Here is a 12737-nt window from a genome sequence, read left to right as displayed (position 1 = left end):
GTTCCCTACATGGCAAAGCAAGAGATTGTTGCGTAAATCGCGCAACATATTGATTAGAAAGGCTTGCGAATAATTAAAATATTTACTATTACGCGCGCATGAAGCGTTTCGGCCGGCGAAATTTCAGCCTTGCGTTTTGGTTACGGGATGAGAGATGCGTCATGGCCGAAGTGTTCTGAAGCACGAAAAAGGCCGCTCCCTATTCCGGTCGCGGCCTGTTCTGCTTAACTCGGCGATTGCAGTGAATTACTCAAGGATGGGCGGCAGTGACGACGGTAATGCCGGCAGGGCTGGCGGCGGGGAAGCCGGCAGCGGCGGCATCCGCGGCGGCACCGGGGGCGGCAACACCTCCGACGCTTGCCGCTCAAGCGAGCGAGCCGCGCCGAGCGCCTCCGCAAAATGTACCCTTCCAGACGCTTGCGACCTCCCGGCGACGTTCGACGATGTTTTGACGTGCGTAACGAGTGCGTACTCCGCGCCATCCGGACCGAAGAGATGCGGCACGGCGTCGTGTTCCTCGTCGAGCATGGTGTCGTCGTGTGCAGGCACCGGTGCGTCGCCAAGCCTGCGGCGCTCGTGGGTGCGCATGACGTCATCCAGTACCGTGCTGCCTTCGCGCTTCCAAACGTCGATGTCCAACGCTCTGGCCGCGAGCCACGAACACGTGGACCCCTGCCCCAGGGCCCGGGCATCGTTGAGCACCGACGAATACTCGTGTGCCCCGAACCCCCGCTCCCGAATCGTCTTGAGCGTGATGCGCTGGTCTGCCGGATAACCAAGAAGCAACGCGAGCCGCGCCGCATCGTTGGCCGCACGCGTCTTGTTCTTGGCGAACCAGGATGTCGACGCGGCCGGCTTGAGCACCCAGTTACCATCGCGCACGCAGAGTCGCAATGGCACATTGGCGCCGCCATTGCGCATCTCTCGTTCCGCTTCGCGCGCCATGTCGTTGAGCGCGATCAGCACGCTGATTTCCACCTTGAGTTCGTCGCGCTTGCGTTCATGCGCCCCCAGCGTCAGATCCAGCATGGCATCCCGGAGTGAAGCGAGATCAGCGAGACTTCCCTGTGCGATCCGCTTCCCTTCCCCATCCGGCAACGATTGCACCGTCGCCCGCAACTTACGAATCTCATCGTTTAGCGGCGCGATCTCCTCGAGCTGGGCCCGCACTGGCGCGACATCGAATGTTCGAACAAACGGCTCGACGCCGAGTTGAATACCATTGCGCACCAATTGCATGGACGTCGAGCGATCGCGCTCGAAGCTCACGTCCTTGGCAATGGCGTCGAGGTACGTGGCGCGCCAGCGCTCGAGTGTTTCGCCAACAAGCTTGGGCATCAGCGGGTGCGCTTGCAGGCGGTTCGCACGAAGCACATCCCGATCGCGCTCGCCGCACCAACTGCCGAGCGGAATGCCGCTGTTCTCCAAATCGCTTCTCTGACGTGCAGGATATGTCTGCCAAGCCTTGCCGAGCGGCGCGAGCGCAGAGGTTGCGACCGATCCCAGCCGCTGAAAGTCTGAGCCGAAGCTATTCCCGTCCCCAGGCGGCTTCGACCAGCTAGTGGAAATGACTTGCACCGGCGAATGGCTCGATGCCGCGGAAATTGTTCCCATAATCGTCTCCAGGTAAACAGACCGGATGGTCTTCAGGCGCGAGGAGACTAAAGGGAATCGCCGTGAGGCGATTTCGATAATGTCGAATGGCTTCGCTTTGTGGCACCAGCGCATCCGTTTGCGCCAGCGATCAGAATCGTGCGAGCAATTGTCCCAATAGGGCGGCGCCTTCCTTGCCCTTGGCCGAATCGGCCCACAGACGGTCGATCATGGCGCGATACATGCCCACACCGTCAGGCGATGTGGTGATGGTCGCGATACCGGTACGCAAGTTCGGTAACTCGCCCAGACGGAACGGCGAGACAGCGACATAGGCTTCGCCCTGCGCTTCGAAGATCTGGAAGGTCTCGTTGGGCATGTTGTCGCTCACAATGCCGATCTGCACGCCCGCCGTGTCGGCTTCGAGAAACTCGACAATGCGCGCGACCTCGCGACGGGCCGCCATCTTCCGCTCGAGCTGAACACCCGGCGGCAGTCCCAGCCGGCCAACGAGTCCGTGATGCAGGAACTGCTCGATCTGACGCAGCCCGATCAGGCTGGTCACTGCCAGCCGCTGACGCGAGAAGCTCGACTTGCGCTCCTGCAGAATGCCCAGCACCCGATCGATCGTGTTCGCCCAATGGCGGTCGGCGAGCGTGGGCGGAATGCTCTCGTCGAGCATGTGACGCAGCCACACGTCGTAGTCGTCTGACGTGAGCAGAAAGGAAATCGGATCGAAGTGCGCGACGATACGCTCGGAGCGGCTCTCCAACTGACGCATCCGCTCGAAATAGCTCACCGCCGAGTCGTGATATTCGACCTCCACGCCCAGCAGATTGGCCAGCGACACGCCCAGCAGCGCCGCAAGCCGCTCAAGCGTGTCAATCTTGACGATCTCGCCGCGCTCGAGCTTATAGATGGCCGCGCGTGAGATGTCGAGCTGCTCGGCCACATCCTCACTACGCAACTCCGCCGCCAGCCGGTAGGCGCGCAAACGTTCGCCGATGGCTCGAAAATTGAAACGCGCGCCTCTCGGCGCCCGGGATGTCGTCACAGCTCGATTCAAATCGCCCCCTGTCGGATGCCAATGCCTGGCCCGGCCAGTCAAGCCTCGCCCACATTGCAGTGCCGGGATTATACCGGTCACCCGCAAGTCCTGACGCCACGCCCGTGCGACCACGACTCGGCACTGAGCGCGTGCCTCTGTGTCGCAAACACCCCACATCGGCACGCAGAATATTTTTCCGATTGTCTATTTTTTTAGATTTCCGCACGATGCCGCATACGGATACCCCACGGCGTGGGAAAGCCGTGCACCGAGGGCAAGCCCGACGCAGTTTGGGGGATGACCCCACGCGCTGGCAGTGATAGCCTGCGCGCCGTCCAGAAATTTATACAAACAAAGAGGGAATGATGAAAACCTGGCACAAGGTGGCTGGCGCCGCCGCGTTGAGCGCCGCAACGCTCGCAACCACGGCTCACGCGCAATCGAGTGTGAGCTTCTACGGCCTGGCAGACGCCTACGTCGGTTCGGTGAAGAACCCCGGCGGCAACGCTGCGGTCGTGCAGCAAGGCGGCGGCATGACCACGTCGTATTGGGGCATGGCTGGCACCGAAGATCTGGGCGGTGGCAACAGCGCGCTGTTCGTGCTGGAAAGCTACTTCCAGCCGAACAACGGAACGTACGGCCGCTTCGCCGGCGACAGCTTCTTCTCGCGCAACGCCTACGTCGGCCTGTCCAACGCCATGGGCACCTTGCGCCTCGGACGCATCACCACCCCGCTTTATCTCGCCACGATCCAGTTCAACCCGTTCAACAACTCGTACACCTTCTCGCCGATGATCTTCCACACCTACAAGGGTCTGGGGACGCAGGGTGTGGTGGGCGACTCGGCCTGGAACAACGCGGTGGCGTACACGTCGCCGAACTACGCCGGGGTCGCGGGCACGCTGCTCTATGCCACCGGCAACAGCCCGACCGACCACAGCGCGAAGAAATGGGCAGCCGCAATCACCTACGCCAACGGCCCGTTCGCCGCTGCCGTGAACTATCAGTACGTGAATTTCAGCGCGACACCGGGAGACTTTGGCACGCAACTGCCCGGCGTCACTGGCCTGACCAACCAGAACACGGCACAGCTCGGCCTCTCGTACGACTTCGCCGTGGTGAAGGTCTTCGCCCAGTACATGCTCATCGCAAGTCAGGCCGCGAGCGGCAATTTTCACGCCAATACGGGACAGTTGGGCGCTTCGGTGCCGCTCGGCCGTGGCAGCGTGCTCGCATCGGTCGCCTACACCGGATCGAACGGCTCCGGCGACAACCAGCGTCGCACCACCTGGGCACTCGGTTACGACTATCCGCTGTCCAAGCGCACCGACATCTACGCCGCGTACAAGTACGACCACATGAGCGACCTGTCGACCGGCCAGACATACGGCGCCGGCCTGCGCATGAAGTTCTGAGCGAGCGCCGGCGATAGCGCCAGCGCTCCCGAGGCATGCGGCGGCACGCGATTCTCCTCGTTTATGGCTGCCGTCGCACTGCATCGACATCAGGGTTTGACCCGATTATTTTCGCCTTGCCTGCCCCGCCGGGTTCGTTTAGTCTAAATATTTAGACAAATGGAGAGCATGATGGATCTGCAGCTTGCATGCGTCTGGTTGCAACGCGACACGGTCGGTCTGTCCGACATCGAGGATTTTGCTGCGCGTTGTCTGAATGCGTCGCGCACGGCTACGCGGGAATCAGCTGCGTTGCTGCTGTTGGCACAGGCCGCACAAACGTTCGTGGAACGTCAGTCTGGCATTGCCGCCAATGGCGAGACGTTTCAGGCATTCCTCGCCCGCAGCAAAGCCTATGCCACGATGTTGCGTGATGCAGCGGCCACGTCCGATGCCAGCTTCCTCGCCACGCTGAACGGCTTTGCCGCGCAGTTGACGACCGAAGTCTATGTGTGAGTCCGCAAGTATCGGCGCGCCCCCACCGGCGGTATTTTTTTGACCCGATCGTCTATAAATTTAGACAAATCGACGAAAACCGCGCGGCGTTTATCGCTGCGCCGATTCGCTGCCCCCAACAGGAACCGATCATGGAAGCCAACCTGAACACACCGAGTGCGCAACGCGCGGGTGCCACGTCCGACGAAGTCGTCACGCCATACGCATGGAAAGCGCTCGCGGGCTCTGCCATCGGCTATGCGATGGACGGTTTCGACCTGCTCATTCTCGGCTTCATGCTGCCGGCGATTACGGCCGGGCTGCAACTCTCGCCCGGCCAGGCCGGCGCACTCGTGACGTGGACACTGATCGGTGCCGTCGCGGGCGGCATTCTTTTCGGTGCGCTCTCGGATCGCTACGGCCGCGTGCGCATGCTCACGTGGACAATCCTGCTGTTCGCCATCTTCACCGGGCTGTGCGCATTCGCGCAGGGCTTCTGGGACTTGCTCGTGTATCGCACGATTGCGGGCATCGGTCTCGGCGGCGAGTTCGGTATCGGCATGGCGCTGGCCGCCGAGGCCTGGCCGGCGGCCAAACGCGCACGCGTTTCGTCGTACGTCGCGCTCGGGTGGCAGACAGGTGTTCTCGCGGCAGCGCTGCTCACACCGCTGCTGCTGATGCACATCGGCTGGCGCGGCATGTTCCTCGTGGGCGTGCTGCCCGCGCTCGTTGCCTGGGTGTTGCGCAACAAGCTGCACGAACCGGAAGTCTTCGTGCGGCGCACTGACAGGACCGCGAAGCCGGGTCAGGGCAGCAACGCCTTCCGCCTGCTCGTGAAGGATGCCCGCACGACCCGTGTGAGTCTGGGTATCGTGATTCTTTGCTCGGTTCAGAACTTCGGCTACTACGGCATCATGATCTGGCTGCCGACGTTCCTCTCGCAAAAGCTCGGCTTCTCGCTCACGAAATCCGGCCTTTGGACCGCGGCCACCGTGATCGGCATGATGATCGGCGTCTGGGTCTTCGGGCAGTTGGCGGACCGCATCGGACGCCGCCCCACGTTCCTGCTGTATCAGGCAGGGGCCGTGGTGATGGTGATCGTCTACGCTCAGTTGACCGACCCGACAGTCATGCTCTTCGCCGGCGCACTGATGGGCATGTTCGTCAACGGCATGGTCGGGGGCTACGGCACGCTCATGTCGGAGGCCTACCCTACCGCCGCACGCGCCACCGCGCAGAACGTGCTGTGGAACATCGGACGCGCCATCGGCGGACTGGGGCCTGTCGTCGTCGGGGCGCTCGCGGCCCGCTACTCGTTCCAGATTGCCATCGCGCTGCTCGCGGGCCTGTATGTGCTCGACATGCTCGCGACGCGTTTCCTGATCCCCGAACTCAAAGGCGTTGAACTCGAATAACGACATACGTGACGTCTGCGACGCGCGCAACGTTACGACGTCGCCGCGTCGCGATGCAGCGCCAGCCCCCCACTATTCGGAGTCCTCATGTCAGTTGCTACTCTGACGTGTACCGGCGTCCCCCGCCCATTGGGGCGGGTACACCCGCACACCTGCGACGCGCACCGTGCCACGTGCGCCACGCCCACGGTCGCGACGCATCGCTGCCGCGTGCTCGCACATCACGCTGTCAATGCCCGTTATCGCTATCTGCGTCTGCAGGCGAATGCCCCCATCGCCCTCACGACACATCCCGGCCAGTTCTACCAACTGAAGTGCCCGGTGACAGACAGCGACGCCCCCTTCCTGCTGCGTCCGATGAGCGTGTACGGCACCGGCCCCGAGCCGGACACCATCGAGTTTCTCTACAACGTGACGGGAGTCGGCACGCGCGCGCTCGCTACGCTGCCCGAAGGCGCGACGCTCGACATCGTCGGCCCGCTCGGCAACACCTTCACGCTCGATACGCAGTGGCAGCGCGTGATGCTGGTGGCGCGCGGCGTGGGTCTGGCGACGATGGCGCCGCTCGTGCAGCGAGCGGCAGCCGCCGGGCTGAAGCTGACGGTCGTCATGTCGGCCCGCAGCGAAGCCGATCTGATGCGTGAGGAATTCCTGCGCTCACCTGAGGCCCTCGCATTGGCCGACGTGCATTGCGTATTCGACACCGACGGCTCGTCGGCCGTCGAGGCACTGGAGCCGCGAATTCGCGCCCTGCTCGACGCGACACCGCACGACGCCGTCTACACCTGCGGCTCGCACCGCCTGTTGATGCTGCTCCAGCGCGTGCTGCGCGCTCACCCGCAAATCACGGCCGAGGTCGCGATGGAGCAACGTATGGCGTGCGGCATGGGTGTTTGCCTGTCGTGCGTGCGCCTGTTCGATCGCGATGGCGACAAGCAATTTCTGCGCGTGTGCCGCGAAGGCCCCGTATTTCCGATTCGCGACGTCGTCGGGGAGGTGGACTTTGGCTGATCTTTCCGTACGCATCGGCTCGCTCACCTTGCGCAATCCGGTCATGCCGGCCTCCGGCTGCTTCGCGGTCGAATATGCCGAAGCGCTGGACCTGACGCGACTCGGCGCGCTCGTCGTCAAAAGCGTCTCACCTGCCACGCGTGCGGGCAATCCGACGCCGCGCGTGGCAGAAACGGCCAGCGGCATGCTCAACTCCATCGGCATTCCGAGCAAGGGGCTCGACGCCTATCGGCGCGATGTCCTGCCCGCGTATACGCGTTTCGATACGCCTGTCGTGGTATCCGTGTCGGCCGACACGGCAGAGTCTTTCGGACAAGCCTGCGAGACGCTGTCGCTGCCGGAGGTCGCGGCAATCGAAGCGAACATCTCCTGCCCCAACCTCGAAGCGGACGGCATGGCCTTCGCCATGCAGCCCGAGAGCACCTACAAGGCCGTGAGCGCCATTCGGCGGCGCACCTCGCATCCGCTGTGGGTGAAGCTCACGCCCAACGCAGGCCAGATCGCGCTGATTGCCAGAGCAGCAGAAGATGCGGGCGCCGACGCCATCGTCATGGGCAACACCGTGCTCGGCATGGCCATCGACGTGCGCACGCGCAAGCCCAAGCTGGGCAACGTAATGGGCGGACTGTCGGGGCCGGCAATCAGACCGCTCGCGGTGCGGCTCGTGCATCAGTGTCATCGTGCGGTGCGCATCCCGATCATTGGCTGCGGCGGCATCGAAACGGCTGACGACGCTGTCGAGTTCATGCTCGCGGGCGCCTCGGCTGTGCAGGTCGGCACGGCGTCGTTCCGCGATCCGGCCGTGATGGGACACATCATCGACGGGCTGGCCGCGTACTGCGATACGCAGGCCGTCGATCGCATCGCGACGCTCACCGGTGCCGTCGCCCTCGACGCCCAACTGACCGACCGTTGGCTGCGCTTCGCGCAGCAGTCCGGCTGAGCGCCGTCACACGTTATACGCAACCCTCGCGAAGCATCGCGCGAAAAGAAGCACACTCATGGAACTGAACGCGCTGGCCCCGCTGGCCGAACAACTCTTCACCGACCTGCGCCATCTTGGCGACGATGGCGTCGGCATTACCCGCGACAGCTACGGCGAAGGCGAAAATGCCGCAGCCTCGTATCTGACGGAATGGGCCGGCCATCAGGGCCTGAGCGTCACCCGCGACGGCGCCGCCAACCTGATCTTCACCCTGCCCGACGATACCGGCGACGCCCCCGCCACGTGGATCGGCTCGCATCTCGACTCCGTGCCGCAAGGCGGGAATTACGACGGTCTCGCCGGCATCGTGGCCGGTCTGCTGTGTCTCGTCGAACAACGGCGCACTCAGCACCATACCGCCACGCCGGTGCGCGTACTCGCGCTGCGCGGAGAGGAAAGCGCTTGGTTCGGCAAGGCCTATATGGGATCGAGCGCGCTGTTCGGCAAACTCAACGAGGCCGATCTCGCCATGCCCCACCGCACGCATGGCCGCACACTCGCGGTATGCATGGCGCAGGCCGGCGCCGATATCGACGCGATTCGCGGCGGCGCCACGCTGTTCGACGCCTCGCGAGCCAAGGCGTGGCTGGAGCTGCACATCGAGCAGGGCCCGGTGATGATCGCACGCAACATGCCCGTGGCCGTCGTGCCCGGCATTCGTGGCAATGTGCGGCACAACCGAGTGTCGTGCGTGGGCGAAGCGGGTCACTCGGGCGCGGTGCCGCGCTGGCTGCGTCACGACGCCATGTTCGCGGTGGCCGATCTCATCACGCGTCTCGACGAACATTGGCGCGCCCTGCTCGAGCGTGGCATCGACATGGTGGTGACGACCGGCATCGTCGGCACCGATCCCGCCGAGCACGCCATCTCGCGCATTCCGGGCAAGGTGGATTTCAGTCTGGAAGTCCGCAGCCAGAGTGCCGATACGCTCGACGTATTCTATGAGCTGATGCGAACGGAATGCCGCGCCATCGAACGCGATCGCGGCGTGCGGTTTGTGTTCGACCGGCGTCTGGCGTCGCCTCCGGCGATCATGGACACGCACGTGTCGTCGCTGCTGCTCGATGCCTGCCGCATGCTCGATCTTCCGCAAGAACGGGTGCCGAGCGGCGCCGGTCACGACGCCGCAATCTTCGCCAACGCAGGCATTCCGAGCGGCATGGTGTTCGTGCGCAATGCCAACGGCTCGCACAATCCGCTCGAAAGCATGGACCTCGATGACTTCATGCGCGGCGTACAGGTCATCGACGCCGCCACGCGTCGCCTCTGAACCCACCCCCATCCCTCGCTGCCGAAAACAAATCGGGCCGCACTCAGGCGGCCCGACGGGTCGTTTATCGCGGCGGCACTGACCGCCTTGGCGAACTTAGTGTGCTCACGGCGCCAAGGCGATCACCTCGGCCACCGCAGCGGTCAGCTTCTTCGCATAGGGCACGTGCAGGAACTCGTTCGGGCCGTGTGCGTTCGACTTCGGTCCGAGGACGCCGCACACCATGAACTGCGCCGTCGGGAAACCCGCTTGCAGCGTATTCATCAGGGGAATCGTGCCGCCCTGCCCGATGTACGCTACGTCCTCCCCGTAATGCCGTTGCGATGCCGTGTTCAGCGCCGACGTGAGCCACGGCGCGACGTCAGGGGCATTCCATCCGGAGGCCGCACCGGCGTCGGACTTGAACGTCACCTTCGCGTTGTACGGCGGGTCGAGTTCGAGCAGTGACTTGAGTTCGGCCACGGCCTTGGCCGCGTCGACGAGCGGCGGCAGGCGCAGCGAGAGCTTGAACGCCGTACGCGGACGCAACACATTCCCGGCATCGGCCAGTGCAGGCAGACCGGCGGCCCCCGTCACCGACAGCGACGGACGCCACGTCGAATTGAGCAGCGCTTCCTTCGGATCGGTCGTGGTCGGCAACACCGACAGGCCGTCCTGACCGCACGCCCACGGCATCTTCTTCCAGACATCGTCGCCCAGAATGTGCGCGGTGGCTTCCGCCTCTTTCAGACGCTGCAACGGAATCGGGGTATGAAAGCCCTGCGGCAGCACGTTACCGGTGCCGGCGTCTTCGAGCCGCTCGAACAACTGGCGCATGATGCGAAAGCTCGACGGCGCAATGCCGCCGTAGCCACCCGAGTGAATGCCTTCGTCGAGCACCTGCACTTCGAGGCTGCCCGAGATCAGGCCACGCAGCGATGTCGTCAGCCACAGTTGGTCATAGTTGCCGGCCCCCGAATCGAGGCAAACAACCAGACCGACGCGGCCCAGGCGCTCGCGCAGCGCATCGACATACGGCAGCAGATCGTAGCTGCCCGACTCTTCACACGTCTCGATGAGCCCCACGCAACGCGGGCGCTCCACGCCTTGCGCATCGAGGGCGGCGAGCGCCGTCACACTCGAGTAGATGGCGTAGCCATCGTCTGCGCCGCCGCGGCCATAGAGTTTGCCGTCTTCGAACTTGGGGGTCCACGGGCCAAGGTCCTTGCGCCATCCGTCGAACTCGGGCTGCTTGTCGAGGTGACCGTAGAGCACGATCGTCTCGGTACTGCCCGAGCGGGTGGCCGGGGCTTCGAAGAAGATCACCGGCGTGCGGCCTTCCAGACGAATCACTTCGAGCGTCAGCCCCTTCACGGGCTGACGTTCTGCCCACTGGGCAGCGTCGCGCACCACGCGATCGATATACCCGTTGCGCGCCCAATCGGCATCGAAGCCCGGGCTTTTGGCGGGTACGGCAATGTAGTCGGTCAGCGCATGCAGGATTTCGTCATTCCATTTGCGTTCGACGAATTCACGCAATGCTGCCGAATCGAGCGACGGCTGAGTCAAGGTGACAGGGTCGGTCATGGGGAAGTCCTTGGGGGTGTCTTGGTTGACGTGACGGATCCGGTCGCAGGGGGCGCGACGCCGTCCCGGGCACTCGCTGGGGGTTCCGGCGGGCCATATGGCGTCATGATAGCCATTCCCGGCCGCGGTGGCGACCGGCCGGCCAGCGGTGGCGTGCGCCCCCGGCATCCTCAGCCGGTCAGGGCGCGGCGCAGGTCATGCGGGGTGAAAATGGGGTGAATCGAGGGCGCCGAAGCGACGCTTAGTTGCCCGTGCCCGGCGGGTCGAAGCGAAACACGATTTCCCCGGCCGCCGCCGTCGCCTTGACGCATGTGGCGGCCTGCGTCGCCTTGCCCGGGACTTCGAGCGAATGCTCGATGTCGCTGGCGCTGCAACGCCAGAAGAACGTGACCGGACGTTCGCACCGGTTCATCACCTCGTAGCGATACTGCGTGACATCGGCAGGCAGCGCTCGCAGCGCCCCGCACGGCTTTCCGGCCGCATCGAGCGGCTCTGTCGGCATGGCCGGCGTCTGAGCGCGAACCGGCACGCTCGCCGCGAAGGCGAGCAGCACCCACATTGCCTTGATTCCCGAGCAGCGCTTTGCCGTGATGAACATCAGACCCAGCGCCATGCGATGGCAATGGCCCCGATGGCGACACCAATGGAGATCACCACGCCAAACCATGCCAACTGCGCGCGCCGTGCCCGGCGGCGGCTCGATTCCGAAGTGTCGTAGAAACGACCCAATCCGCCCGAGTACAACTTTTCCCAGCGAATTTCCATGGCGCACCTCACAAATCAATCAAACCAGCCCGCACTACTGTTCTTTTCTTATTTATCGAAAGTTTTGAAGCGCAAGACAATTCGGATAAATCCGGGCAAATTCCGAATGAGAATTAGCCAAAATTCCGACACCGCGCTTTGGCTTCAAGATCGCACTATTCTTTCGTAAACGCAATAGCGTGAACTTGCAGAATGCGGCCGCAGCACCACGAGAGACCACGTCATCGACGATGGATATCAACGCATATTGCGCGCTTTATCGTATGTCGCGACAGATCTTTAACAGAGAATTGCAGAAAATTGCCGGAAATTGGCCACGCCAGCCTTTTTGAAACCCCCTATCTTTGTAACAAGACGTTTCAAAACAGCACGGACGTTCGTTCAAAGCGGGTGATTGAATCGGCGTGACGAACGAACCACAGCCTCCTGCACCATCGAGGCGGGAGCGGATTATCCGAGTGAAAAGCAGGGAGTGCGGGAGATACGTCAGCCGAAGCAACGCTGCGCGGCAATCCGCCGAAGGCGGTGCCGCGCACGAAAAGGAAGATCGGGAAGATCGGTGACTTTAGCGCCCCAGAAAGGCCGCACCTACGGACAAGAGCACGAAACCGCCGACGCTACAGGCGATCGCGATTGCCAACAGGCGTTGAAAGAGTTGCTCGCGCTCAGCAGCGCTGCGATGGGAACGGGGTGCATCGTGATGAATCGTTCCCCAACCACTCGAATACACTTTTTTCCAACGGATGTGCATAAGTTACCTCGCGTTGTTTAGTGTTCGTAGCCTTGCCGGTCATCGATTCACACTATCGGAATCGACGAGACGCAGGGCTAGTATGCGCTTTGTCTGGGAACCGTAAACCCCTTATCCGTGCTGCGTCGCCGCAAGCAAAACGCTTGATTCGGATGGTTTTCGAGACGGGAAAATACACCGATGAATACCGTCACGGTGACGTGATTCGGGATTTGTGACGGAGCGTGTCAATGCGACAGAATGTCGCAGGTGCGACAAGTTGTCGCGCAACCCGCATGAACCGTGGAATTGGGGAATTTTCGGGGTGCGGCAGCGGGTGTCATGCCGCAGGTGCGACAACCGCGGTAAACCGGGCGACCGGGAAGGATAGGGCGTGCGCGGAGCGGAGCACCAGTGGCGTCGTGCGGTGCAACATCGATTCTTCGAATAAGCCACAAAGCTGGG

Annotated in this window: 11 protein-coding genes; 6 read left to right on the top strand and 5 right to left on the bottom strand. The window is 63.1% G+C overall.

Annotated elements, in window-relative coordinates; genetic code table 11:
- Positions 1–246: 246 nt before the first annotated feature.
- Entirely contained in the window at positions 247–1614 is a 1368-nt protein-coding gene (locus tag PBR20603_RS08175; protein WP_150559057.1) for a hypothetical protein, read from the bottom strand.
- A 130-nt stretch (positions 1615–1744) separates the two neighbouring features.
- The gene (locus PBR20603_RS08170) at positions 1745–2647 is read right to left on the bottom strand and encodes a helix-turn-helix domain-containing protein (RefSeq protein ID WP_150559056.1); all 903 of its coding nucleotides are present in this window, start codon (positions 2645–2647) and stop codon (positions 1745–1747) included.
- Positions 2648–3003: 356 nt separating this feature from the next.
- Between PBR20603_RS08170 and PBR20603_RS08165 the strand changes: the two genes are divergently transcribed.
- The 6 genes from PBR20603_RS08165 to PBR20603_RS08140 all read left to right on the top strand — a co-directional run bounded on the left by PBR20603_RS08165 (position 3004) and on the right by PBR20603_RS08140 (position 9211).
- Positions 3004–4056: a porin gene (locus tag PBR20603_RS08165; RefSeq protein WP_150559055.1), complete on the top strand. Its 1053-nt coding sequence runs from the start codon at positions 3004–3006 to the stop codon at positions 4054–4056.
- A gap of 168 nt (positions 4057–4224) precedes the next feature.
- Positions 4225–4551, top strand: a complete 327-nt coding sequence (locus tag PBR20603_RS08160; protein ID WP_246174477.1) for a hypothetical protein — start codon at positions 4225–4227, stop codon at positions 4549–4551.
- A 131-nt stretch (positions 4552–4682) separates the two neighbouring features.
- The gene (locus tag PBR20603_RS08155; RefSeq protein ID WP_150559054.1) at positions 4683–5945 is read left to right on the top strand and encodes an MFS transporter; all 1263 of its coding nucleotides are present in this window, start codon (positions 4683–4685) and stop codon (positions 5943–5945) included.
- An 87-nt stretch (positions 5946–6032) separates the two neighbouring features.
- Positions 6033–6956, top strand: coding sequence for a dihydroorotate dehydrogenase electron transfer subunit (locus PBR20603_RS08150; protein ID WP_150559053.1), 924 nt, complete (start codon positions 6033–6035; stop codon positions 6954–6956).
- Positions 6949–7899 (top strand): dihydroorotate dehydrogenase, encoded by a 951-nt coding sequence (locus PBR20603_RS08145; protein ID WP_150559052.1) that lies wholly within the window; start codon positions 6949–6951, stop codon positions 7897–7899. The genes PBR20603_RS08150 and PBR20603_RS08145 overlap by 8 nt, the downstream gene beginning before the upstream one ends.
- Before the next feature lie 58 nt (positions 7900–7957).
- The gene (locus PBR20603_RS08140; RefSeq protein WP_150559051.1) at positions 7958–9211 is read left to right on the top strand and encodes a hydantoinase/carbamoylase family amidase; all 1254 of its coding nucleotides are present in this window, start codon (positions 7958–7960) and stop codon (positions 9209–9211) included.
- 105 nt (positions 9212–9316) lie between these two features.
- Here PBR20603_RS08140 and PBR20603_RS08135 read toward each other — a convergent pair whose 3' ends face one another.
- The 3 genes from PBR20603_RS08135 to PBR20603_RS24095 all read right to left on the bottom strand — a co-directional run bounded on the left by PBR20603_RS08135 (position 9317) and on the right by PBR20603_RS24095 (position 11542).
- Positions 9317–10777, bottom strand: a complete 1461-nt coding sequence (locus tag PBR20603_RS08135; protein ID WP_150559050.1) for a M20 family metallopeptidase — start codon at positions 10775–10777, stop codon at positions 9317–9319.
- Positions 10778–11018: 241 nt separating this feature from the next.
- Positions 11019–11390 carry a hypothetical protein gene (locus tag PBR20603_RS08130; RefSeq protein ID WP_150559049.1) on the bottom strand — a complete coding sequence of 124 codons (372 nt, stop codon included), beginning with the start codon at positions 11388–11390 and terminating at the stop codon, positions 11019–11021.
- The gene (locus tag PBR20603_RS24095) at positions 11375–11542 is read right to left on the bottom strand and encodes a hypothetical protein (RefSeq protein WP_174977842.1); all 168 of its coding nucleotides are present in this window, start codon (positions 11540–11542) and stop codon (positions 11375–11377) included. The genes PBR20603_RS08130 and PBR20603_RS24095 overlap by 16 nt, the downstream gene beginning before the upstream one ends.
- Positions 11543–12737 lie beyond the last annotated feature (1195 nt).

The organism is Pandoraea bronchicola (assembly GCF_902459805.1).
In the GTDB taxonomy this organism is placed as follows: Bacteria; Pseudomonadota; Gammaproteobacteria; order Burkholderiales; family Burkholderiaceae; genus Pandoraea; species Pandoraea bronchicola.
This window is presented reverse-complemented; position numbering and strand designations above follow the sequence as displayed.